This window comes from Dehalococcoidia bacterium (assembly GCA_035528575.1).
In the GTDB taxonomy this organism is placed as follows: Bacteria; Chloroflexota; Dehalococcoidia; order E44-bin15; family E44-bin15; genus DATKYK01.
The window spans coordinates 86,969-110,337 of sequence record DATKYK010000020.1 but is presented as its reverse complement, the minus strand read 5'-3'; the positions used below and the strand labels follow the sequence as shown (position 1 = coordinate 110,337).

Genomic DNA, 23,369 nt, shown 5'->3' with positions numbered 1-23,369 from the left:
AAGCGTTCCCCCAATTTTGAGGATGTGGTATACAATAGAGGCTAGGCTATACCCTCCAGCTTCTGCACGAGTTGTTCCACCTGCTCTTCCACGCTCCCGTCTAGCATTTCACTCTTCCTCTCTCTCTTGGGGAAGAATATCTTGACCACCCGGGTGGGAGAGCCGGCGATGCCGGCCTTGTCCTCCTCTACCCCGATATCCCCAGCTGACCATACGGGTATCTGTGCTGTCTTGGCCTTCATCGACCCGCGCAGCGATGGCAGGCGGGGCACGTTTATCTCTTTGACCACGGTTATCACCGCGGGAAGGGCCATCTCGATGGTCTCGTAGCCCTCCTCGACCATCCGCTGAACCCTGATATACCCGTCCCTTATCTCCTCCACCCTGCTCACATAAGCGACAAATGGTATCCTAAGCATCTCGGAAAGCCCGGGACCTACCTGGCCGGTGTCCCCGTCCAGTGTCTGCCTGCCGCAGATAATGACATCGTAGTCAGCTATCCTGGTCATAGCCCTGGAGAGGACATAGGCGGTGGCCCAGGTATCGGAGCCGGCGAAGGCTCGGTCGCTTAGCAGGATGGCCTCATCGGCGCCGAGGGAGATGGTCTCCCTTAACGCCTCCTCCGCCTGGGGAGGCCCCATGCTTATGACGGTGACCTTGCCGCCGCACCTTTCCCGCAGGCGAACAGCTTCCTCCAGGGCATAACAATCAAACGGGTTGATGATGCTCTCTACCCCCTCCCGCACCAGCGTGTTGGTCTGGGGGTCTATCTTGATCTCCGTCGTGCCCGGCACCTGCTTAATACATACCACGATATTCATTCGCGCTGTGCCTTCCTTTTGAGTAATTGGATGGCGATAACGTTTCTCAGTACCTGATTGGTGCCCTCGTATATCTGGTTGATCTTGGCGTCGCGCATCATCTTCTCCGCGGGGTAGTCGCGCATGTAGCCCACGCCACCGAATACCTGCAGCGCGTCCGTGGTTACCTTCATCGCCATGTCTGTGGCGAATACCTTGGCCATAGCCCCTTCCTCGGTGAAGTCCCTGGCTCCGCTGTCTATGGTTTTAGCTGCAGCATAGACCAGCGCCCTTGCCGCTTCCAGCTCCATAGCCATGTTGGCCAGCATGTGCTGAATTGCCTGGAAGGCGGAGACCGGCTGCCCGAACTGTCTCCGCTGTTGGGCATAGGCCACCGCCGCTTCCAGTGCACCCTGGGCCAGCCCAACCGACAGGGCACCGACACCGGGGCGGGATACGTCCAGGGTTTTCATGGTCACGATAAACCCCAGTCCCTCTTTGCCCACCAGATTCTCCCTGGGCACCCGGCAGTTATGGAAAACAAGCTCACAGGTGGCAGAGGTGCGGATTCCCATCTTCTGCTCCTTCTTGCCGAAGGTGAACCCGGGCATTCCTTTCTCTACAATGAAGGCGCTGGAGCCGCGGTTGCCCCTTGAGGGGTCGGTCAGCGCGATGATGGTGTATATCTCAGCCTCACCGCCATTGGTTATGAACTGCTTGGTACCGTTGATGATGTAGTCGTCGCCATCGCGGGTGGCGGTTGTCTTTATCGCAGCAGCGTCGCTTCCCGCTCCGGACTCGGTCAGGCCAAAGCCGGTAAGCTTGGTTCCAGCGGCAATATCGGGGAGGTACTTCTGCTTCTGTTCGTCACTTCCGTAGAGCAGTATGGGCAAAGAGCCCAGTGCGTCTGCAGCGTAGATCAGGGCAACGCCGCAGCAGGCCCGACTCAGCTCCTCAACGGCTATGCATAGGGCGAAGCTGCCCTCTCCCAGGCCCTCATACTGCTCGGGTATGAAGATCCTGAACAGGTCTGAATCGGCCATATCCCTGACAATTGCCCAGGGAAACTCCTCCTTCTGGTCCAGCTCGGCCCGCACCGGCAGTATCCTTTCCTCGGCAATCCTTCGAGCCAGGCTCTTTACGAGCTTTTGCTGTTCAGTTAAGAAATACTCCAAGCTAACTCTCCTTTATGGGTGATAGAATATATTGTAGCCTATTTTTTAAACTTATCGATTATCTATCTGAACGATATTCGTCTCCTTGGGGCGAAGGTGGCGGCTCCCTAGGCGGCGGGGCTGGTTTTCCTGGGGGCTCGCCTATCATCGGCCCTATTCACTATATTTGGCGGAGGCTGGCATTTGTTGTTTTGCAGCCCTTTTTTATATAGGGGAGCCCCGCCATCCTAAGGATTTAGGGTAAGGATCTTCCTCGACTCCTCGGGATGGCTGGCGATGAAGCAAAGCTCATCGTTGGTGAGCGGCAGTTGGGTATGGGCGCTGGCGAACTGCACCAGTTCCAGGATAGGTTTGGCACTCTCGTCGTCGGGTAAGGTTATGCCAATATCCTCGCAGACATGGCGGAACCCGGCGATACCGCCAAACTCGCCGGTGGTGATTATGCGGCCGGTTGGGATACGCGCATCCTCCCCCCGCCCCAGTATCTCGTACTCGAAAAGCTCATAGTTGCGGCGGTCCTTCAGGGCGCCATCGGCGTGGATGCCGGCCTCATGGGCGAAGATATTGAACCCTACCCCGGGCTGGTTTATGGGGATGGGGATGCCAAATGCATAGGAGACATATTTAGCCAGCTTGTCGGCCACGGTGAGATCGAGGGGGTCGGCGATCTCACAGTCTTGCATATCCCGGCCAAACTTGAGGGCCAGGATGCAGCTTATGAGGTCCGTCTGCCCCGCTCGCTCGCCAACCCCGTTCACCGAGGTATTGATATAGCTATCCACGCCGGCGTCGAGCGCTCCTTTAGCCCCGGCAATGGAGTTGGCTACCGCCATGCCCAGGTCATTGTGGCAATGGAGTTCAATGGGTATCTTCACCTTTTCCGCCAGTGCTTTTATCCGCTCATAAATGCTCATGGGGGTATCGTAGCCCAGGGTATCACAGTACCTTATGCGGTCGGCCCCGGCCTCCCTGGCTGCCTGGGCGAACTCGGTGAGATAACCCATATCGGTGCGTGAGGCGTCCTCGGCATTCACCCCCAGGGTCTTTACCCCGTTGCTCTTGGCGTAGTTTGCGGCCTCCGTCATCTCACGGATAACCTGCTCCCGGTCCAGCTTGCCGCGGAACTTGTGAAGGATCATTTGATCCGACGTGGAGATGGAGATGTTGAGGTCGCGTACACCGGAGGCAAGTGAATCCTTCACATCCCTAACGATGGCACGGCACCAGCCCTCCAGCACCAGGTCTCCGAAAATCCCCTGCTCTTTTAGCTCTAGATTACCCTGAATATAGTTTCGCTCGTGTCTTACCGTGGGGAAGGCGAACTCCGATTGATGGATACCCATCTCCGCGAGGTAGAAGTTGAGCATGGTCTTTTGTAGCTTGGCCATGATGATGCGCGATGCCTGTACCGCATCCCGATTGGTCACGTCAAGAAAATACAATTTTGGCATTTAATCCTCCTTAGCTTGACTTGCCAAGTAATAATGCCTTATGTTAGCATACAGGCGTATGGTTGGCAACCGCACTTGACAGGTGGTGGTGTTGTAGCTATAATAAGCCAACTCTACTGAAGAGCCATGATAATCGATGTCTCGCAGCAGCTTAAGGAGAAGGTAGGCTCTGAGCGCCATTACAGTATAAGCGAAAGCGGCGATTCCCCCATCCATGGGGAGGTGAGCCTGCACCGCACCGATCGCGGCATCTTTGTCGGGGGTACCATCGAGACCACGCTTAAGGTGGTTTGTAGCCGGTGCCTCGGTTCCTTTGGCCAGCCCTTGACCCTGAGGATCGAGGAGGAGTATTTATCGGAGGCTGAGGGAGACGCTTTTACCATAGATGAGCACAAGGAGATTGACCTGAATGAGGCGGTGCGCCAGTATTCACTTCTGGCTCAACCGATGAAACCTCTCTGCCGTAAGGATTGCTCCGGGCTATGCCCTCGTTGTGGGCACAACCTGAATCTTGGCCCCTGTGATTGCCCCAATGGCGGCGTCGAAGCCGGTTTGGCGCCGGTAGTGGTCTACGGTTTGCGGGATGAGGATGGGCGCTCTTAACCGGAGTTTTAAGTTAAGCTTTAATAGAGGATTGGTCTAAAGGAAGAAAGAATGGCGCTACCCAAAAAGAAGACGGCTAAGGAGCGTCAGGGAAAGCGGCGTGCGCACCAGGCGTTGCGTTTGCCACCCATCGATTACTGCCCCCAGTGCCACAGCCCTAAGCTGGCACATCATGTTTGCCTCACCTGCGGAACCTATGAGGGGCGGGAAGTGATCGAGATAAAGGCAAAGAAGAAGGAATAAATATGCGCACCGCATTTTCAGGAGTGGACTTTGGCTGAGCAACGAGGCAATCTTGCCTATGTGTTCCCCGGGCAGGGCTCGCAGCGGGTGGGGATGGGGCGTGACCTTTATGATACCTTTATTCCGGCCAGGGAGGTTTTTGAGGAGGCAGACGATGCGCTGGGGTTACCCCTATCCAGGCTTTGCTTTGAGGGACCTGCGGAGGAGCTGGCGCAAACAGTTAATGCCCAGCCGGCGATCCTCACCGTGAGCGTGGCCTGCCTGAAAGCCGCTTCCAGCATGGCCGGGGGGCTGCTCTTTCCCGCGTTTATGGCGGGGCATAGCCTTGGTGAGTATACCGCCCTGGTAGCCGCCGGGGTGCTCGATTTCAAGGAAGCAGTTCAGCTTACCAGGCAAAGGGGGAGGTTGATGCAGGAGGCAGGGGAGAGGGTCCCCGGGGGCATGGCGGCAATCATAGGGCTCGATGAGTTATCCGTTGAGGAGGTATGCCAGGAGACCGGGGCTCAGATCGCCAACCTGAACTCACCCGCTCAGATCGTGATCGGGGGTTCCAGGGAAACGCTGGTTCGGGCTATGGACCTGGCCCGGGCTATGGGGGCACGACGTATAGTGCCGCTCAGGGTAAGCGGTGCCTTCCACTCCCACCTGATGCAGCCCGCCGCTGAGGGGATGGCTCAGGAGATCTCCCAGCTTAACTTCCGCGATTCCAGCGTGCCCATCGTGGTAAATAGCACCGCTCGGCCAGTGACCGACGCTGCTGAAATTAAGCAGGAGCTCCTTCTGCAGCTCTCCAGTTGTGTGCAATGGCAGAAGAGCGTAGAGTATATGGTGAGCGCGGGAGTTTCCACCTTTGTTGAGATCGGTCCCGGACAGGTTTTGAATGGGCTGATCAAGAGGATTAACCAGGAAGCGCAGATTTTAAACGTCGAGGATGCAAGCTCGTTAAGGGTGATGAGCATCTAGAGGCCCCTGCATATTATCTGCTAGACTAATTTCACCATGAGTATGCCTGCTAGAACGATTGTTATAATGGCGGGGTGTGCTGGGGGCCAAGGCCAGTATCCAGAGGTCAGGCGAGCAGATAAACAGGGCGAAGATGGGGACCAGGAGAAAGGCGAGGGTTATTGCGCTTCAGGCACTATTCGAGGTGGACTCGGTAGGCCATGATATCGAGGGGGTGGTATCGCGGCAGGTGGCGGAGTCGTCGCTGCCTGAGGATGGGGTGGTTTTCGTTTGGGAACTGGTGGAAGGCGTGTTGACAAACAAAGACAGGATTGATAGCATGATTCAAACCTATGCCCCCGCATGGCCGGTGGCACAACTGGCGACTATCGATAGGAACATCCTGAGGCTTGCCATCTTCGAGATTTTATTCAATAATGAGGTGCCCGTGAGAGCGGCCATTAATGAGGCCGTAGAGCTGGCCAAGACCTTTGGCAGCGACAATTCCCCGAAATTCATAAACGGGGTTTTAGGCACGGTGAGTGCCCAGTCAAGTGGAGAAAGGGGGTGAAAAGGTGGCCACCGTCTTCGAAAGGCTGAAGAAAATCATCATCGATCAGCTAGGCGTCGAGGAGAATCAGGTGGAGCCCGCTGTCTCCTTTGTCGATGACCTTAACGCTGACTCCCTGGACCTGGTGGAGCTTATTATGGCCATGGAGGAGGAGTTCAGCGATGACAGCAGGGAGATACGGATACCGGACGAGGAAGCAGAGGGGATAAAGACGGTGCAGGAAGCTGTCGATTATATTAAGGAACTGGGGATAGAGGACGAGTAGTTAAGCAGGTTGAATTAAACTCTCGTCCCCGTTCCTAAACAGGCCCTTGCTGGTGCTCCTATAGTTTGGGCTGGAATTTTTCCTAGTGTGTGGATTTTGTGAGGAAATCAGGAAAAGCGAATACCCCGGTGTAGAACTTCAGAAAAATATACCTCGTAATACATCATGCCGCTTGCCAACGTCACCACCGAGGGTGAATACAGGTATATGGTGGTGATGGAGGTGGTGCGGCATTTCGATTACCTCACGAGGATTGGTTGTATCCATATATCATTGCGAGCCGCAGTCGACACAAATAAAATCGTCATTAGGGGATGCTGAACTTGTTTCAGCATGACAGGGTGGCAATGACAATATGGGGTGTGTTTCTCTGTAATTGCCATGAAAATAGAGCCCTGATATGGGCCGAAGCGTCGGCCGACCTGTTGGCCTCGGGACAAGCTCAACGCCCATGTCATTCCCGCGCAGGCGGGAATCCAGGCCCATGGGTCTTTAGGTTCCTGCTTCCATTTTTTAATCTTCAGGAGATGGGGAAGCCTGCTGGATATCCTCAGGAAATCGTTTGTGGTGGCAAATCCCAGAGTATTATAGTCCAAAAGGCTATATCAAGATTCTATCAACCCGTCTCTGTGAAAGGGGAGCAGGTGGAGTTTTCATACGACCTGGCACATCGGAGTTAGTGATGCGGGGAGGCTTTAATACCTCTAACCATTAAGGACTCTACTTTATGCCTGCGCCGTCGCTCCAAACTCCCTTAAAACGCACCAAATTTAAGAAATTTAGCCCTTAGAGCTATTAATATATAGTGTTGATGGTTACAATGGCATGGAGCATGCCGCCAGGGCGGATGCGATGTCATGTCGCTTAAGGTTTCTATAACAGTGTACCTCTGCCAGTGCCCGACTATTCGGTGAAGCGCTGTCTTAGAGGTGCTGAAGAGAATATTCATAGATCAGTTATGTGTACCTGGTAAAGCGCGATGTCTTCTACGTCTGTAGCCTAAACTCTGACTGCCTGTACCCGTTTTGGGCTTATTATGGCCGTGGGGCATAGGTTAGGCGATTACAGACGTAAGGTAATGGTAGCGGGGGAGAATGGATAGGAGATGAAAGCGGTGCAGGTGCCACCTTCTGTCTTAAGTAGAAGGGTGCGGAGTATGAGAAGTGAAAGGATTATTTCTGTTCGGCAAGGAATTTATCTGCTGAAAGGGCAGCGGTAGCCCCATCCCCGGCGGCAGTGATAGCCTGTCGTGCTGAGCTTTTACGGATATCGCCCGCAGCAAAGATTCCCCCTATCTCCGTTTCCAGTCGCCCGTCGGTGGGAATGCGTCCCTCTTCATCCAGTTTGATGAGATTCCCCAGGCAGTCGGTGTTGGGGCTTTGTCCCACATAGATAAAGGCCGCGGATACATCCGGTCTGGAGCAATCTCCGGTTTTTACGTTGCGCACGGCGAGCCCGGTGACCCGGTCATCGCCCAGAATCTCATCTACCACGCTGTCCCAGAGGAAGGTCATTTTCTCACTGGCGAAGGCTCTCTCCTGGAGCAGCCTTGAGGAGCGAAGCTGATCGCGGCGGTGAATCAGGATTACCCTGGAGGCGAATCTGGTGAGCACCAGCCCTTCCTCCACCGCTGAGTCCCCGCCACCTATTACCGCTACCACCCTATCCTTGAAGAAGGGGCCATCGCAGGTAGCACAATAGGAGACCCCTCTGCCCGAGAGCCGTTCCTCCCCGGGGACCCCCAGCCTTTTGAGCTCCGCACCTGCGGCGACTATCACCGCTCTTGCGGAAAACTCGCCCTCGGTGGTTTCGATTGTGTTTCCACCCCCCTCACGCCCGATCCGGTGCACCTCGGCGGTGATGGTCTCCAGACCATGTTGTATCGCCTGCCGGTGCATGAGCTCGCCCAGCTCCAGCCCGGATATGCCTTCGGGGAAGCCGGGGTAGTTCTCCACATGCGGGGCATTGGTGATCTGACCGCCAAAGATCACCTTTTCGATCAGCAGGCTGCGCAACCTGGCCCGTGAGGCATATAGCCCGGCGGTCAACCCCGCCGGCCCGCCCCCGACAATGATCACATCATAGGCTCTATCCGTAGCTAACTCCCTTTGGTGTCACTAATTGGTGCTTGAGCCGCCATTTCCCCTCTGGCGTCAGGTGAGTATTTCGTCCAAAGCCTTCTTGAGCTCGGCTTTGGGTCTGAAGCCCACGATCTGACCTGCCGGCTTGCCGTCCTTAAAAAGGAGCATGGTTGGAATGGCGGAAATGCCGTACCTGGTGGCACTTCGTGGACCCTCATCCACATTGAGCCTGACGATGCCCAGCCGCCCCTTGTACTCCTCTGCCAGGTCGTCCAGTATGGGGGCCACCGCTTTACATGGGGCACACGAGGGTGCCCAGAAGTCCACCAGCATCGGCGTTTTAGCCTGAAGCACACTCTGGTCGAAGGTGTTGTCATCGACTTCGACTGGTTTTTCCATAATTACCCCTTTCCGTTAGCTAACCCCCGTCTTTATTGCCTCCACTATATCCTGCTCCACCGACCTTTTGGCAATAAAGACGGCGTTCTTAATCGCCTTGGCCTCGCTGTGCCCATGGGCGATGATTACATTACCGTTTACCCCCAGGAGGGGCGCCCCACCGTGCTCGGCGTAGTCCAGGGACTGGATGGCGCTGCGCAGGGTACGCTTCAACGTGAAGCCGATCGCCTTGGTGTAGAGGCGTCTCATGACCGCATTATGCAGCGACTCGAGTACCATCTCACCAATCCCCTCGCCAGTCTTGAGCACCACATTGCCGGTGAAGCCATCGGTGACGATAACATCGGCGATACTGCGGGGTATATCGTTTCCCTCCACATTCCCTATGAAGTTAAGTCCGGTGTCCTTCAGCAGCCGGTGGGTCTCGTTCACCAGAAGGTTCCCCTTGGTCTCTTCCTCCCCGTTAGAGAGGAGTCCGATCCTGGGGCGCGACAGCCCGAAGATCCTTTCCATATAAACGCTTCCCATTTGTGCAAACTGTACAAGCTGGCTCGGCCTGCAATCGGCGTTGGCTCCCACATCGATCAGGAGCACGGAGTGCCAGGGGAGGACAAAGAGGAAGCCCAGGGCGGGACGCTCAATCCCCTTGATACGCTTCAGCGTAAGCGTGGCGGCTGCCATCACCGCCCCGGTACTGCCCGCCGAGACAAAGGCAGATGCCTCGCCGTTTTTCAGAAGGTTCATGCCCACCACAATGGATGAATCCTGCTTATGTCGAATCGCCTGAGCGGGGTGGTCGGCGAACTCCACCACCTCGCTGGCATCTACAATGGCGATTTTAGTGCGATGGTTTCCCAGCTCCGCCTCGATGGCGCTACGCTTGCCTACCAGAACCACCTCAACGCCCTGCTCCCGGGCCGCCGCCACCGCTCCCCGTACCACCTCACGGGGAGCATTTTCCCCACCCATAGCATCCAGGGCGATTCTCATCTCAAGTCCTCATGCCTTCCCACAGGTCGCATCGCCCACCCCACCTGGCAAGCACCTTGCCGTCCCCGAAGACCTGGGAGATCTCGCATACACCGGGGCAGGCCTTGCATTCGAAGGAGGAGGTACGAAAATCGGCTTCCGCTAAGGCGAACCCGCTGAAGCTCGTCCCGTTGCCGCCGATCGACATCTCCTCATGGGTAAGAAGCGCCGCCCCGATAGCCCCCATCACCTCATGGTGGGGGGGCACAATTACCCCGGTTCCCAGGGTTTCCTCGAAAGCCCTCACCATGCCCCGGTTGAAGGCGACACCCCCCTGAAACACGATGGGAGGCCGGATCTCCATTCCCAGGCCGACATTGTGAAGGAAATTTCGTGCCAGTGCCCGGCAGAGTCCGTAGGCAATATCGGCGACGCTGTGCCCCATTTGCTGCTTATGGATCATATCCGACTCGGCAAAGACGGTGCACCTACCGGCTATGCTAACTGGTTTCTTGCTCTTAAGTGCCTCCTTGCCCAAATCCTCGATGGGCATATTCAGGCGCTGTGCCTGCTGGTCCAGGAAGCTTCCCGTGCCCGCAGCGCAAACCGTGTTCATCCCAAATTGGCTAACCAACCCCTCTTTAATAACAATCATCTTTGAGTCCTGCCCCCCGATCTCGATAACCGTCTTCACATCGGGGACGAAGTGGAGGGCTGACACCGCCTGGGCGGTTATCTCGTTCTTGACCACATCGGCGCTCAATATGACCCCCGCCAGGTAGCGTGCGCTCCCGGTGGTGCCTACGCCTTTTATCTGTGCCCCTGGAGGTAGCCTTGTCGCCAGCTCCCTTAGCCCCTGCTGGATCATGGCGATGGGCCTGCCCTGGGTGCGCAGATAGAGGGAGGTGACCAGCCGGTCCTCTTCATCGAGCGCGGCAAACTTGGTGGTCACCGATCCCACATCGATGCCCAGGTATATCCCGTTAACCGGTGGCAAGAAACTCCCCCTTGATCCGGTCCATTATATCCGATTTGGTAACCAGGTCCACCACCGTCATCGCCAGGGCCTTTGCCCCATCGAGGAGACCGCGATTTCCCTCCGCCGAGGCTGCCGCCGCGGCGAACTCCGGGGAGTGGGGCAAGACATCCAGCGGGGCGATTCTTACCATGGGGTGAATTGTGGGCACCAGCAGGCTGACATTTCCCACATCGCTTGAGCCAAGTGCTCTCTCCAGGGTGGGGGCTAGATTGCGCCCCAGGGCCTCCATGTTCCGGGTGAAAACCTCTGCCAGGGCAGAGTTGGTATTGAGCGGGGCGTAGTATGTGGTCCACTTATACTCCAGGCTAGCCCCCGTAGCCAGAGCTGCTGCCTCGAAACAGTTTAGCACTTTACGCTTCAATTCATCAAGGTAGTTCTCATCCACGGCTCTTACCAGGAAGCTCCCCTCGGTGTGAGCAGGCACGACGTTTGCTGCGTCGCCGCCCCGGGTGATGATGCCGTGGATGCGTGCCCGCTCCCTGATATGCTGCCTGAGGGAATTTATCCCGTTAAAGGCCTGGATCATCGCCTCCAGTGCATTGACCCCTTCCTGGGGAAAGGCGGCGGCGTGGGCCGCTTTGCCCCTGAACTCCACCTCCAGTCCGATACAGGCCAGTGCCTGGATGCTTACCATGTCCACCACGCTGGGGTGCACGATCATGGCGGCATCTATATCGTCAAAGGCGCCCCGTTCTGCCATGAGCACCTTGCCCCCGTAGAGCTCCTCGGCGGGTGTGCCGATAACAACCACGCTACCCCCTGCCTGGTCGATGATACCCTTCAGGGCAACGGCAGCGCCCACCGCAGCGGTAGCGATTATGTTGTGTCCACAGGCGTGTCCCACCTCTGGCAGGGCATCGTATTCGGCCAGAAGAGCGATGGTCGGTTTCCCCGAGCCGTAGCTCCCGCGAAAGGCGGTTGGCAACTGGCATATCCCCTTTTCGACCTCGAAAGCGTTTCTCTCCAGGTATTCGGTGAGCCAGCCGGATGCCTTTACCTCCTGGAAGCCCAGCTCGGGGCTGTTGTGGATCCTCAGGCTCAGCTCGATAAGCTCCTCCCGGCGAGCATCCACTCCCTCGATAGTAAGCGCTTTCAGCTTCTCCATAGCCAATTTTTCACCCTTAACCCACTTTTAAAAATCTCCGTTGAAACTAGAGCCAGGTTTTTTATAACGGAGCGCTGTGAACAAAATATCGCCAGCGATTATTATAAACCGACGAGGCTGATATTTCTAGCGCCTGTGGTCGACCAGATGAACGGTGATTCTTCAACATTAATTCATAAATTCTATTATTGATAAGCAAATACAATTATGTTCTCAGTCATTGCGAGGACCCCTCCGCCTTGCGAGAGTCCGATTTATCGGACGGTTTGGGCCGAAGTGTCCCCCGATAGATTGGGGTCGGGGGACGTGGCAATCCCCACGTCTCCTGACAGAACAACATTGAGACCCAATATCCGCCGCGTGGCCTCGATCCGCCGGGTAGGCTGGCCGACGTCGGCCAGCCTACCCGCTCATGGCTTATGGCTATTTGGGTAGGTTGGAGCATCGGTTCCAACAACGCCTGGATTGGATGCTCAAGGCTACCCGATATTAAACACATCTCAAGGCAGGTGGGGGGGGAAAGCCGGCGGGCGGCCAGAATATCAAACCCTCCCCACAAAAAAAATCACAATTTTGTCAAGGTTTCCCTACACTAAAAATACATACTTTCCCGACAGACAAAAGGCGCATCTTATGTTATCGTCAATGTGAGCGTTTAGCCCGAGGCGCTCTATGCAATGATCTATTAATAGACGGGAAAACTGAGGCTTCACACAGAAATGGGCTAGCGGTGATGTATTACCAATGTGCTGGGCACGTTCGCAGATTTGACAAAAAGCATAATAAGTAGTATTTTTTCCCAAAAGGAGGCTCAATAGCGAATAGCCCAGATTAACAAATAAGTATAAGGCTCCGGGAAAGGCAAACCGCGAGAATTCGCGGGGTGCAAAGACATGGGACCAATGTTAGAAGACCGGACCAGGACTGCCGGGCTACCGAAGATTGAGAAGGTTAAAGCCTTTCTCGTAGGAGGAAGGCTTTTTGCTTGTTAGGGCACGCTTATGAAGAAATAGACTGAGACCAAAGAGCTGCGTAGGCGGGTCGCCGAGTTATGGAAGGGGAAAGCCCAACGCAAGCAGGCGGAGGAGGAACTGGGAAAACACAGAGAGCAATTGTAGAAGCCTGTCGCTCGTACTTCCCTAGAACAAATAATGAGCAAAATCCAAAAGCGGGGGTTCGGGGTTAGTCTGGCCGACGTCGGCCAGACTAACCGCTCCATGAAATGAGGTGGTAGTTATGAAGGTGTTAGTAGCCGAAGGTAATGAAGACAGCCGCAATTTATTAGTGAAACAGCTCCAGGTCTATGGTCATGAGGTAATCGCTGTGGCCAACGGTGCGGAGGCATTGGAGCAAGCCTTTAAGGAAAAGCCGGACATCCTTGTAGCCGATATTCTGATGCCTAGCATGGATGGTTTTCAGCTATGCCACTTGTGGAAGCGGGATAAGCAACTACGGCATATCCCATTCATATTCTACACAGCTACCTACACCTCTGACGAGGATGAGCAGTTTGCCCGGAGCCTGGGGGCTAACGCTTTCATCCGCAGGGCTGCTAGGCCTGACGCCTTTGTCCAGATACTATCTGAAATATATGAAAAAGCTAAGTCTGGTCTCCCATCGCCTCCCGGGGTTGCCCCTCTTGAGCCATCCCTCTATTTTGCCGAATATAGTAAACGCCTTATCACCATGCTAGATAAGAAGGTGGCTCAGCTGGAGAGAGAAGTTGCCGAGCGCAAGCGGGCGGAGGAAGAGCTGCGTAATTCACGGTACATGTTGCAGACTGTATTGGACTCAATCCCTGCTGCAGTCTTCTGGAAAGATCGTGATTCAATTTACCTCGGCGGCAACCGCACCTGGCTGGAGGTGGTAGGACTGAAGTCTTCAGAGGAGGTTGTCGGAAAGAGCGACTTCGATCTTCCATGGGAAAAAGAGCAGGCGGATTCGTTTCTGGAGTACGATAGGAGGGTTATGGAATCAGGTATTCCCGAATACGACATTATCGAGCCTTATCTCCGAGCTGACGACACCCAAGCATGGGCCAGGACCAACAAGGTGCCGCTGCGAGACACGGAGGGCAATGTCATAGGTGTCCTCGGTACCTATGAAGACATCACCGAGCGCAAGCGGGCGGAGGAAGAATTAAAAACAAAAGATGATGCCATCGAATCCTCGCTAAGTGCTATTGCACTCAGTGACATAGAAGGGAATCTGACATATGTCAATCCATCTTTCCTACAGATGTGGGGATATGTCGGCGACAAGGAGATTCTGGGCAGACCCGCGATTCAATTCTGGCAGATGGAGGAGCAAGCTGCTGAGATTCAGAAGGCCTTGCTGGAAAAGAGGGACTGGTTTGGCGAACTTACAGCGCGGAAGGCAGATGACTCAACTTTCAATGCACAGATTTCTGCCAGCCTGCTAACTGACGGGGAAGGCAACCCTAAAGGCATGGTCGCTTCCTTTGTGGACATCACCGAGCGCAAGCGGGCGGAGCAAACCATACGTTCAGAAAGAGACAGGTTGCAGTCTCTTATGGATGGCCTGGCCACTATAGAAATTGGCATTGACATTGTTGGAATTGATTACAAAGTCCTGTTCCAAAACGAAACTCTGCAACAGAGATTCGGTGACTTAATGGGACGATTGTGCTATGAGGCTTATATGGGATTGAAAAAGCCTTGTGATCCCTGTCCCATGATAGAAGCAATAAAGAGCAAACAGATAGAGAGAGTTGAATTGCTAGGTGTCAACGGAAGATATTATGAAGTGGTTTCGGCACCACTGCCAGACCCGGATGGAAGGGTCCTTAAAGCAATTGAAGTTGTCACAGACATCACCGAGCGCAAGCGGGCTGAGGAGGAGCTGAAGGATAGCGAGGAGAAGTACCGATTGCTAATCGATAATCTTATCGAGCCATTAACAGCATATGACTCCAATGGTCGTATTTTATTGATAAATGTTACGGGAGCCAAGAATCTTGGTTCAATTCCTGAAGATGTTGTCGGAAAGTCACTCTACGATTTCTTCCCTGACACGGCTGATGTTTACGTAGAGAGGGCTCGCCGTATTTTCGAGTCAGGGGTACGGCTTGAATTTGAGGATGAGGTTCCACTTCCTACCGGCAATAGATGGTTCTACTCGAATATTCAACCTGTCAAAGATACAAGTGGTAAAGTTATCTCTGTTCAGAACGTTTCTTATGATATCACCGAGCGCAAGCGGGCGGAGGAGGCACTTCGGGAAAGCGCGGAACGTTTCCGAACGCTTACCGAGAAGTCCTCAGATGGCATCACCATCATTGGTGCCGACGGAAACGTACTTTACGAAAGCCCCTCCGTTGAACGGATCTTGGGATATGGGCCGGATGATTGGGTTGGAAAGCCGGCCTTTGAAACGATTCACCCAGACGACGTATCAGAAGCTATAAAAGCGTATCAATTCGTCGTGGACAATCCTGGTGAGGCTGCAACCGTGGTAATTCGTAGCAGGCACAAAAACGGCTCATGGCATTGGATGGAATGTATAGGAAGGAATCTTCTCGAAGATAGTCGAGTAAATGGTGTAGTCATCAACTACCGTGACATCACCGAGCGCAAGCAGGCGGAGGAGGAGCGCGAGAGCGCTGCCCGGCGGGTGGAGGCCCTTCGTGATGTTGCCCAGGCAGTGAACCGTTCCCTCGAACTGGACGAGCTCTTAAATGAGTCCCTGGCAACTGTTCTCGATGTCATGCAGACCGATATTGGCGGCATCTACCTTTTAGACCTGCAATCTGGCGAATTTACCCTAAAGGCCCACATCGGGGTTTCAGAGGATGCTGTTGGCAGCATTGGACTTATAAAGCTGAAGGAGAAGGAAATCAAGCGTGTCCTGGAATGGCAGGAGCCTGTCTTGACACCGTTCAGCTTGTCCACCGGGGCCAATGCCACCCGGATAGCAGCGACAATAGAAAAGGAAGGGATGCGAGCGCACATCACTGTGCCCATCCGGTCCAGGGACATGCCGATAGGGGCGTTGTTGCTCGCCGACCGACGTGAGCGCCAGTTCAGCGATGATGAGGTAGAACTGCTCGTGGGCATAGGCAACGAGGTAGCGGTGGGCATAGAGAACGCCCTGCTACTCCAGAGAACGAGAGAGCTATCGCTAACCGATGAGCTGACCGGGCTCTATAACCGCCGCCACTTCTACCATATGCTTGAGCCTGAGATGTACCGCACGCTGCGTAAAGGCCGCTCCTTCTGCCTGGTAATGCTCGACCTTGACGGGTTCAAGGAATACAATGACAGGATGGGCCACGCCAGCGGCGATGGCGTGCTACAATCCTTTGCCCAAACCGTCGAGTCATCATTGCGCAAGAGCGATACTGCTTTCCGCTACGGCGGCGATGAGTTCATTATCATCCTGCCGGAGACGGATGCCAACAGGGCCAGGCAGATCATGGACCGTATCAGAGCGAGATGGCTTAAACTGGTTGAAGCGCAGTATGCCCCACTGGAAACTCCACTCGGGTTCAGCACCGGCATTGCCCAGTTCCCCGAGAATGCTGATAAGGCAGATGGCCTGGTATTCCTGGCCGATTCAGCTCTCTACTACGCCAAGAAGGAGGGGGGAGGCAGAGATATACTGGTGGCTTCACTGAGCGCGATCCCGCCGGAGATCCTGGGAACGGCAACGCTGGACCAGGTCTACGCCCTGGCGGCCACGGTTGATGCTAGAGACCCCTATACATACGGCCACTCAGGGAGGGTCGCCGATATAGCACAAAAGATAGGCAGAGCCACAGGGCTGTCGGAAAAGGAACTGGCGAACCTGTACGCCGCCTCCCTCCTCCACGATGTGGGCAAGGTGGGTGTCCCCGACGCAATCCTGACCAAGCCGGGTGCACTGACTGCGGAGGAGTGGGTAGCCATTAAGAAGCACTCCTCTGAAGGGGCGAGGATAGTCGGCTACGTTAGGGGATTGGGGGCGCTGGTACCGGTAATCCTGCACCACCACGAGTGGTACGACGGGACGGGATACCCCGATGGACTTAAGGGCGAGGGGATACCCTTAGCTGCCAGGATTATAAGCGTGGCCGATGCCTATGACACCATGACCACGGCGCGCCCCTATCGAGAAGTCGTATCTCACAAGGAGGCTTCTGAGGAGCTCAGACGGTGCTCGGGCACCCAGTTCGACCCCGAGCTGATGGAGGCGTTTTGCCGTGCCATGAATGGGGATAACCGCCAGGGCAAGAAAGGGAAACCGGCTTCAGAGTAGTCTCGCCCACCCCTGGACGAATACACCCTTCAGAATCCCCATTGTCGTTCCGACCCCTATCGCCGTTGCCAGCCGTAGGCGAAGCAAACGCAATTTTCCCACCCGCCCGCCCTGGGATGTTTTATTTGGGGGACTCCCCTCTGGACTCTCCTTCATAGCTGTTTTAGATGGAACACACAGTTTAGCATGTGTAACTCTACCAAACCCTTTGTAACTTCGAATTAGTTTCCCTGTCATAAAGCGCCGCAGGCTGTTTTCTGTCGTTGCCACGAAAATAGAGCTTGGATATGGGCCGAAGCGTCGGCCGACCTGTCGGCCTCGGGGGACTCCCCTTCATAGGGGGATTCGATGTTGACCCAATGTTGGGGGCGGGGTATAATTGCGCCGCCCGTTTGAGGAGGAGTGATTGGAGAGCTGTACTCTGGAGCGCTTTCGAGGGTGTCTGGTGGGGGTTGCCGTAGGCGACGCCCTGGGAGCCCCGGTGGAGGGGATGGGGCGGGAGGAGATAGCGCGGCGGTACGGTAGGGTGCGGGATCTTTTTAGCGGGGGCTGGCTGGGGCTGGGACCGGGGGAGTGGACCGATGATACTGCAATGATGCTCTGCATTGCCCGCAGCATTGTGGAAAAGGGGCGCTTTAACCCCGAGGATGTCGCGCAAAAGTTTCTGGGCTGGTTCAGAGCCGGGGCTTTGGGGATAGGGCGCACCACCTGGGTCGCCCTTGATGCGCTTGGGGGAGGCGCCTCCTGACGGGAAGCAGGGAGGATTGCCCATGAAAGGCTGGGGGGGCTCTCCGCGGGTAATGGCAGCATCATGCGGTGCGCCCCCATTGCCCTCCTGAATGCCAATAATGCGGAGCGGTTGATAGGGGATAGCATCGATAGCTCCATGATCACCCATTGGGACCCCAGGGCTTGCTGGGGTGCGGCAGCGCTGAACCTGGCCATCGCCCAGCTACTCTGTGAGGGGAGGGAGGCACTTCTGGAGCGGCTTGTGGGCAGGATCCTGGAGCCCGAGGTGAGGGAGTCGGTAGCCGGGGTCGGGGGGATGAGAATGGAGGACCTGGTGCCCTCGGGCTTCGTTCTGGACACCCTTCAGGCTGCGATATGGTGCTTCATGAATACCGACTCATTTGAGGATGCCGTTGTATCTGCGGTGAACCTGGGTGGCGATACCGATACCATCGGGGCGGTATGTGGCGCCCTTGCTGGTGCCTACTACGGTCTGGAGCAGATACCATCGAGGTGGCAGCAGCCGCTTGACGGCAGGCTGGAGATAATCGAGCTGGCCACCGGGATTTATGGGCTGGCGCAGTCTAGGTCTTGAACTCACGGAGTCTCTGGGAAAAGCGAACCAGGTTATCGCGCAGAATAATCCCCATAATCCTGCCCTCCCTGACCACAGCTACCAGCTCAAGGTTCTCCTCATCCATTCTCTCCAGCAGACCGAGGGCATTATCCGAGGGCTGGACTATCTGCATTTTTTCCACAGGGGTCATCGCCTGTCCGGTGGTGGTGAGATCCCAGTAATCCCGGGGCACCTCCTTCACCTGTTGCACGGTAAGCAGCCCGGCCAACCTATCTCCATCGGCAACCAGGTAGCACTGGCTTGAGGAGGTGAGAAGTGGCCCTTTTACCAGTTCCCGGATGGTGATGTGGCGAGGAACACGGGGGAAATCCTTGGTCATCACGTCTTGAGCGGTGAACCCTTTTAGCGAGTCGCGTAGCGTGGCCTGGCGATAGGTCGTGCGGGTGGTGCTGTTGAGGAAAAAGCCGAGGAATATGAACCAAAGGCCATCGAGCCGGCCCAGCAGGAGAAGAAGTAGAATGCCACCGAGGATGAATATATATGAAACCCCATACCCCGCTATGGTGGCAATACGTGACGCCCGCAGATAGTTTCCGGTGACAAGCCAGATGATGGAGCGTAGCACCCTTCCACCATCGAGGGGGAAGCCCGGTATCATGTTGAACACGGCCAAGATTCCGTTGATCAGGTAAAGCCACTCGGTTAAGGCGGTCAGGTGTTCGCTGAATCCGCTGCACAGCCAGGAAATTCCGTAGAATATACCGGCGAGAGCCAGGCTACATAGTGGCCCGGCGATAGCCATTTTGAGCTCAGCGGTGGGGCGGGATGCCTCTTTCCCGATGTGGGCAATACCACCGAAGAAGAAAAGGGTGATGCTCTTTGCCGGGATTCCCATTCTCCTGCCCACCAGGCAGTGAGCCAGCTCATGGGCCAGAACCGATGAAAAGAAGAGCAGGCTTGTGGCGATGCCCACCACCCAGTAGGAGACCGGAGACCAGTCAGGATAGCCACTGGGGAAGACGGATAGTGAGAGGAGGAGAGTGATAAAGATAAATATGAGAAACCAGCTATAGTCCAGCCGGAAGGGGATGCCAAATATCCTGCCCAGTTGAATCGACTTACCCATTTCTCACTCTAACCCAGGGGTTTCAGTTCACACTACATCAACGGTAAATCAGTGTCAATTTTCTGTAATCGTCCGGTACATTCGTCAGAGTCTAGAAACGAAGAAAATGAGGAGAAACTCATCTTTTTCTACCCGCCCGCCCTGATATGTCGGGACAAGCTGAAAGCCCGTGTCATCCCCGCGCAGGCGGGAATCCAGGCCCATCGGTCTCCGGGTTCCTGCTTCCATGACATAATTGTCATGCTGAACTTGTTTCAGCATCCCCTGTTTCATAATAGTCCATTGTATTAATCCTGAGATCCCGAAACAAGAACAAATAATAATGAGCAGAATCCAAAAGTGGAGGTCCGGGGTTAGGCTGGCCGACGTCGGCCAGCCTAACCGCTCATGGCTTATGGCTATTAAACACATACCCTCAGCCTTGAATAGAATTGAAGGTGGAGGCAGGCTTTTAGTAGCCTTTGGGCTGGGGCGAAAGGGACAGGAAACCGATGAGCTTGTAGGCTAGCTTTGCGGCGAGGAAGGCACAGGATGAGGGCCCCTCCCCGGGGCAGAGCTCTACCAGGTCGCAGCCTACGATGTGTTTTTGCTCCGCCACCCGCCGCAATACCCTCAATAGCTCGTGCCAGCTCATGCCCCCAGGCTGCGGGGTGCCTACCGCTGACATGATCGACGGATCGAGGACATCGAGGTCAATGGTGATATAAACATCCGGTGAGAGGGCGGAGACGATAGCTTCTTCATCCAAAGGAAGCCCCTGGGCGAAAAAGGGGTGCATTTGATTCTGAGTAAGGAAAAGGTGCTCTTCCTGGCTCAGGCTGCGGATTCCCACCTGAACAATGGGGCAGCACTCCAGAACCCTCCGCATCACACAGGCGTGGCTGTATCTTGAATCCTCATACACATCCCTGAGGTCGGTATGGGCGTCCAGTTGTAATACCGAGAGACCATCGAACCGCTCCCTGAATGCCCCCACCATGCCCACGGTGAGCGAGTGCTCTCCACCCAGCATTATCACAAATTTTCGCCCTTTAACAAGCTCCCTGGCCACCTCATAGACCCGCTCCACAGTCTCTTCCGGCCCCTTCATGGAGGGCTGGAGTTCGGGGAGGGTATGAATCCCCACCAGGTAGCTCTCCCGGTCAAGCTCATGGTCATAGAGCTCCAGGTGTTGAGAGGCATCGATGATTGCCACGGGGCCATCCCGTGAGCCGCTCCGCCAAGTGGTGGTACTGTCGTAGGGGATGGGGAGGATCACCACCTTTGATGTTTCAAAGTCGGTATATTGGGGGGGGAGGGCGGCGAAGTTTCGAGGGGGGTAAAAGGGTTCACGGCTCATCGGATTACTAGTTCTTTTCCCAGGATGAAACAGGGCTTCTTTCTACTTTGGATTATCCTGGCGCAGCTCTCGCTAAGGGCACTTACCATGATGGGAAGGGCGATGGTGGCATCGGAGTTTATGGTGACGGTAGCCGCATCGGTGGTGACCTTGCGCCAGGAGCGGGCCTCGTCGAAGGTGCAGCCGCTTAAGCCCCCCCATTGTGGGGAGTCGGTAGTGACCTGGATGGCGTACTGGTGCCCCTTAAGCTTCTTGCCGAAGATATCGCCGCAAAGCTCCACCTGCTGGATGTAATTCTTCGGGGTCCCGCCGCCGATGAAGATCACACCAGTGGAGGGAGCGGAGCAGACGACCTGGATCAACTCGACGGTATCCTTAATCACATCGAAGAGGAGGCTGCTTTTCCCTTTCACCCGCGCCGCAGCGAGCGCGGTGCCAAAGACGCTATCTGCTGGTGCCGGGCAGTAGATGGGGAGGTTGGCTTTGGCCGCGGTGGTCAGTATACCTGCCTCCTTCCCCTGGCTCAAGAGCGCTTGGCCCAGTAGAAAGAAAAACTCCCTGGTGGTGTAGGCCCGGTTCTTTTCCAGGGAGGAGGAAAAGTCGATTACAAAATTCTCGGTCTGGTCGAACTCCTCAGCCGACAGGAGTGTATCATAGATGCGATAGACATTAGAGTTCGCCAGCTCCCGGTCGTCGGTACAGCTATCTCCCTGCCAGTGGAGTCTTCCCAGGCTCTCGTGTAGGTCGTGGACGAGGTTGGCGCCGGTCGATACCAGGCAGTCGATGAGGCGATTCTCGATGAGGTGGACTATAATCTGGCGCATGCCCGCGGGTACCATGGCTCCGGCAAGTCCCAGAAGTATAGTGCGCTCCCCCTCCAGCATTTGCGACCATATCTCAACGCCGAGCGCTATATTTCTTGCCTGGAAGGATGTCCCCGCCATCCGCTGAACCAGCTCGGTGACGGAGCATCCCGGGGAGATGGGGAAAGGGGTGACCGGCCTTTCGTTTTTATGCACTTTTTCGTCCTCGTCGCTACTTCAAGGAGAGACAATCCCCACCGTTAAGTCTGTTGCTCCAGTTTTTCGAACTATGCCCGGCGCGGCTCCCTGGCCTCCTAAAACGATGTCTGGTTACTCTCCAGTTACGTCGAATAGGGCCAGCAGGCTATGTTGCCTTAGAGCCTACCGTTTCTATATTGGTGTATTCCAGGCCTCTATTTAGGAGGTGGGTGTCCACTTTGTCGAATTCAAAGGTGTCCTTGAGATCCCTGATCGCTTGCTCTGAGTCAAAGTCCTTACAGGAGAAGATATCTATATTGACATAACATCTATCGGGGAAGGTGTGGATGCTGATATGGCTCTCCGCGATAAGCACGAAGCCCGATATCCCCCAATCATCGGGTTTTGAGCCGATATATTTAAAGACCTGTGGTGGTGCCACCTTGGTCATCCCGATCCTGGATGGGTAGTTATCCAGGATCTCGAATATCAGGTCTTCACTCTCCAGCGTCTTGCGATTGGCCCCAAAACCATCGATAATCAGGTGCATTTCAACCCCCTTTCTTTTTTCGCCCTTAACAGGTGTTCTTTTGGGAAGAAACCTTGGCTTTAGCGACTGGGACGAACAAACAAAACACATCCACCCCTCCATTTACTGGAGAGAGTGGAGTTTAATAGATTTTAAAGGCCCAACTATTGCTTCACTGCTTCGATAAGCTTACCCTCGTACCACTTGTCCAGGTCTTCTCTCCTGATGCGATAGGCTTTGCCGATCTTTGCCGCAGGAAGCTTACGGTCGCGGCACCACCGTTGGATGGTGGGCCTACTCACCTTCAGGATTCTGGTCATCTCCTCTACGGACAATAATTCACCTTCGTCCACAAATAACCAGTCCCCCTTTTTTGCCCCTAATATCGGGACACCAACGTTTTGCTGATAATAGCATCCTTTTCAGCATAATGCAATACTTTACAACCTTGTCATTTCCTCCGCCGCTTTATAAGCCAGATTGCCACAATCGACGCTATGAATATAATGATCGCAATCCCGATGCCAACCCACGTTCCTATACCCAAGCCAGCTGCTGTGGAAAGATCCGACGTTGCGGTTGGCGTTACCGTAGGGGTCAAGCTGGGCGTGGGCGACTCACCCTCGGCGATATACCTTAGCGAGCCCATAGGCTGGTCCTGGCTAATGTCACCGGGGACGTCAATCCACCACAAAATAGCCTTTACTTTAGCTTCTTCGATTTCCCCTGTGATACGGTAATCGCCCGATTCACTCTGGGCAGGGAATTGCAGGGGGATAATCCTGCTTATTTCAATCGTCTCACCAGCACTGTCGGGGAAGGGCTCTATTGTTGTGGTATAGCTGGAGTTTAGCGTCACCCTGTTGCCACTCTCAGTATGTTCGGCTATGACACGGGCGTTGATCCTGGCTTCACTTACCGGTAGTGGCAGGTCATTGGTACAGGTCGCGCTACCCTGGATTGTGGCATAGAAAACCTCGTCACCGTGGATTTCGGTCTTACTGTAGCTAACCGGTTCATAGCTAATCTGGAAATAATCCTCCGCGCTCCAGGCTGCTGCCGGGAGAGAGCCGATTGGGCAAAGCGGTAATATAAAAATTAAGGCGATAACCACACGCCACAAAACCATCAGCCTGATAAAATCCGGTCTCATCGAGAATCTTAAAATA

General features: G+C 55.1%; 21 protein-coding genes, 1 pseudogene and 1 riboswitch. Of the genes and pseudogenes, 7 read left to right on the top strand and 15 right to left on the bottom strand.

All coding sequences use genetic code 11. The features are described 5' to 3' along the window. Nucleotides 1–41: 41 nt before the first annotated feature. The 3 genes from VMX96_04155 to VMX96_04145 all read right to left on the bottom strand — a co-directional run bounded on the left by VMX96_04155 (nt 42) and on the right by VMX96_04145 (nt 3,426). Entirely contained in the window at nt 42–821 is a 780-nt protein-coding gene (locus VMX96_04155; protein HUU63097.1) for an electron transfer flavoprotein subunit beta/FixA family protein, read from the bottom strand. Continuing rightward, a complete protein-coding gene (locus VMX96_04150; GenBank protein ID HUU63096.1) occupies nt 818–1,975 on the bottom strand; it encodes an acyl-CoA dehydrogenase family protein in 1,158 nt (385 codons plus the stop codon). Before VMX96_04150 ends, VMX96_04155 begins: the two co-directional genes overlap by 4 nt. A gap of 227 nt (nt 1,976–2,202) precedes the next feature. Beyond that, nucleotides 2,203–3,426, bottom strand: coding sequence for a homocitrate synthase (locus tag VMX96_04145; GenBank protein HUU63095.1), 1,224 nt, complete (start codon nt 3,424–3,426; stop codon nt 2,203–2,205). A 126-nt stretch (nt 3,427–3,552) separates the two neighbouring features. On the opposite strand from VMX96_04145, the gene VMX96_04140 reads away from it, so the two are divergent. The 5 genes from VMX96_04140 (at nt 3,553) to VMX96_04120 (ending at nt 6,050) form a co-directional block, all read left to right on the top strand. After that, complete coding sequence (locus VMX96_04140) at nt 3,553–4,029, top strand: DUF177 domain-containing protein (protein HUU63094.1); 477 nt, start codon at nt 3,553–3,555, stop codon at nt 4,027–4,029. A 51-nt stretch (nt 4,030–4,080) separates the two neighbouring features. After that, nucleotides 4,081–4,272 carry a 50S ribosomal protein L32 gene (gene rpmF / locus VMX96_04135; protein ID HUU63093.1) on the top strand — a complete coding sequence of 64 codons (192 nt, stop codon included), beginning with the start codon at nt 4,081–4,083 and terminating at the stop codon, nt 4,270–4,272. A gap of 30 nt (nt 4,273–4,302) precedes the next feature. Next, nucleotides 4,303–5,235 carry an ACP S-malonyltransferase gene (gene fabD / locus VMX96_04130; GenBank protein HUU63092.1) on the top strand — a complete coding sequence of 311 codons (933 nt, stop codon included), beginning with the start codon at nt 4,303–4,305 and terminating at the stop codon, nt 5,233–5,235. Between the two features lie 76 nt (nt 5,236–5,311). Next, on the top strand, nt 5,312–5,785 hold the full coding sequence (gene nusB / locus VMX96_04125) for a transcription antitermination factor NusB (protein HUU63091.1): 474 nt from the start codon (nt 5,312–5,314) through the stop codon (nt 5,783–5,785). 4 nt (nt 5,786–5,789) lie between these two features. Beyond that, nucleotides 5,790–6,050 carry an acyl carrier protein gene (locus VMX96_04120; GenBank protein ID HUU63090.1) on the top strand — a complete coding sequence of 87 codons (261 nt, stop codon included), beginning with the start codon at nt 5,790–5,792 and terminating at the stop codon, nt 6,048–6,050. 1,172 nt (nt 6,051–7,222) lie between these two features. Here VMX96_04120 and trxB read toward each other — a convergent pair. The 5 genes from trxB to VMX96_04095 all read right to left on the bottom strand — a co-directional run bounded on the left by trxB (nt 7,223) and on the right by VMX96_04095 (nt 11,643). Then, complete coding sequence (gene trxB, locus VMX96_04115) at nt 7,223–8,128, bottom strand: thioredoxin-disulfide reductase (GenBank protein HUU63089.1); 906 nt, start codon at nt 8,126–8,128, stop codon at nt 7,223–7,225. Nucleotides 8,129–8,203: 75 nt separating this feature from the next. Beyond that, nucleotides 8,204–8,530: a thioredoxin gene (gene trxA, locus VMX96_04110; GenBank protein HUU63088.1), complete on the bottom strand. Its 327-nt coding sequence runs from the start codon at nt 8,528–8,530 to the stop codon at nt 8,204–8,206. A gap of 15 nt (nt 8,531–8,545) precedes the next feature. Then, complete coding sequence (gene plsX / locus VMX96_04105; GenBank protein ID HUU63087.1) at nt 8,546–9,520, bottom strand: phosphate acyltransferase PlsX; 975 nt, start codon at nt 9,518–9,520, stop codon at nt 8,546–8,548. 1 nt (nt 9,521) lies between these two features. Then, complete coding sequence (locus tag VMX96_04100; protein ID HUU63086.1) at nt 9,522–10,496, bottom strand: acyl-CoA dehydratase activase; 975 nt, start codon at nt 10,494–10,496, stop codon at nt 9,522–9,524. Further along, nucleotides 10,483–11,643: a M20 family metallopeptidase gene (locus tag VMX96_04095; protein HUU63085.1), complete on the bottom strand. Its 1,161-nt coding sequence runs from the start codon at nt 11,641–11,643 to the stop codon at nt 10,483–10,485. The genes VMX96_04100 and VMX96_04095 overlap by 14 nt, the downstream gene beginning before the upstream one ends. Nucleotides 11,644–12,493: 850 nt before the next feature. Next, nucleotides 12,494–12,583: riboswitch (cyclic di-GMP riboswitch) on the top strand. Nucleotides 12,584–12,879: 296 nt separating this feature from the next. Here VMX96_04095 and VMX96_04090 point away from each other — a divergent pair. Both VMX96_04090 and VMX96_04085 read left to right on the top strand, forming a co-directional pair. Next, entirely contained in the window at nt 12,880–16,899 is a 4,020-nt protein-coding gene (locus VMX96_04090) for a PAS domain S-box protein (protein HUU63084.1), read from the top strand. A 445-nt stretch (nt 16,900–17,344) separates the two neighbouring features. Continuing rightward, nucleotides 17,345–18,223 (top strand): annotated as a pseudogene (locus VMX96_04085) (ADP-ribosylglycohydrolase family protein). Here VMX96_04085 and VMX96_04080 read toward each other — a convergent pair. From VMX96_04080 to VMX96_04050, 7 genes are all read right to left on the bottom strand, one after another. Beyond that, nucleotides 18,213–19,331 carry a site-2 protease family protein gene (locus VMX96_04080; GenBank protein ID HUU63083.1) on the bottom strand — a complete coding sequence of 373 codons (1,119 nt, stop codon included), beginning with the start codon at nt 19,329–19,331 and terminating at the stop codon, nt 18,213–18,215. The pseudogene VMX96_04085 and the gene VMX96_04080 sit on opposite strands and share 11 nt — an antisense overlap. Before the next feature lie 84 nt (nt 19,332–19,415). Next, nucleotides 19,416–19,604 carry a hypothetical protein gene (locus VMX96_04075; GenBank protein ID HUU63082.1) on the bottom strand — a complete coding sequence of 63 codons (189 nt, stop codon included), beginning with the start codon at nt 19,602–19,604 and terminating at the stop codon, nt 19,416–19,418. A gap of 178 nt (nt 19,605–19,782) precedes the next feature. Next, nucleotides 19,783–20,670 (bottom strand): agmatinase, encoded by an 888-nt coding sequence (gene speB / locus VMX96_04070; protein HUU63081.1) that lies wholly within the window; start codon nt 20,668–20,670, stop codon nt 19,783–19,785. Further along, on the bottom strand, nt 20,667–21,689 hold the full coding sequence (locus tag VMX96_04065; protein HUU63080.1) for a deoxyhypusine synthase family protein: 1,023 nt from the start codon (nt 21,687–21,689) through the stop codon (nt 20,667–20,669). The genes speB and VMX96_04065 overlap by 4 nt, the downstream gene beginning before the upstream one ends. Nucleotides 21,690–21,837: 148 nt before the next feature. Continuing rightward, entirely contained in the window at nt 21,838–22,311 is a 474-nt protein-coding gene (gene speD / locus VMX96_04060; GenBank protein ID HUU63079.1) for an adenosylmethionine decarboxylase, read from the bottom strand. Nucleotides 22,312–22,364: 53 nt separating this feature from the next. After that, on the bottom strand, nt 22,365–22,553 hold the full coding sequence (locus VMX96_04055) for a helix-turn-helix domain-containing protein (GenBank protein ID HUU63078.1): 189 nt from the start codon (nt 22,551–22,553) through the stop codon (nt 22,365–22,367). A gap of 98 nt (nt 22,554–22,651) precedes the next feature. Then, nucleotides 22,652–23,353 carry a hypothetical protein gene (locus VMX96_04050; protein ID HUU63077.1) on the bottom strand — a complete coding sequence of 234 codons (702 nt, stop codon included), beginning with the start codon at nt 23,351–23,353 and terminating at the stop codon, nt 22,652–22,654. Nucleotides 23,354–23,369 lie beyond the last annotated feature (16 nt).

Coding starts and splice junctions, on each gene's coding strand:
- VMX96_04155 (HUU63097.1), bottom strand. CDS start 821: ATGAATATCGTGGTATGTATTAAGCAGGTGCCGGGCACGACGGAGATC.
- VMX96_04145 (HUU63095.1), bottom strand. CDS start 3,426: ATGCCAAAATTGTATTTTCTTGACGTGACCAATCGGGATGCGGTACAG.
- VMX96_04140 (HUU63094.1), top strand. CDS start 3,553: ATGATAATCGATGTCTCGCAGCAGCTTAAGGAGAAGGTAGGCTCTGAG.
- rpmF (HUU63093.1), top strand. CDS start 4,081: ATGGCGCTACCCAAAAAGAAGACGGCTAAGGAGCGTCAGGGAAAGCGG.
- trxA (HUU63088.1), bottom strand. CDS start 8,530: ATGGAAAAACCAGTCGAAGTCGATGACAACACCTTCGACCAGAGTGTG.
- plsX (HUU63087.1), bottom strand. CDS start 9,520: ATGAGAATCGCCCTGGATGCTATGGGTGGGGAAAATGCTCCCCGTGAG.
- VMX96_04095 (HUU63085.1), bottom strand. CDS start 11,643: ATGGAGAAGCTGAAAGCGCTTACTATCGAGGGAGTGGATGCTCGCCGG.
- VMX96_04090 (HUU63084.1), top strand. CDS start 12,880: ATGAAGGTGTTAGTAGCCGAAGGTAATGAAGACAGCCGCAATTTATTA.
- VMX96_04080 (HUU63083.1), bottom strand. CDS start 19,331: ATGGGTAAGTCGATTCAACTGGGCAGGATATTTGGCATCCCCTTCCGG.
- VMX96_04075 (HUU63082.1), bottom strand. CDS start 19,604: ATGAAACAGGGGATGCTGAAACAAGTTCAGCATGACAATTATGTCATG.
- speB (HUU63081.1), bottom strand. CDS start 20,670: ATGAGCCGTGAACCCTTTTACCCCCCTCGAAACTTCGCCGCCCTCCCC.
- speD (HUU63079.1), bottom strand. CDS start 22,311: ATGTGTTTTGTTTGTTCGTCCCAGTCGCTAAAGCCAAGGTTTCTTCCC.
- VMX96_04050 (HUU63077.1), bottom strand. CDS start 23,353: ATGAGACCGGATTTTATCAGGCTGATGGTTTTGTGGCGTGTGGTTATC.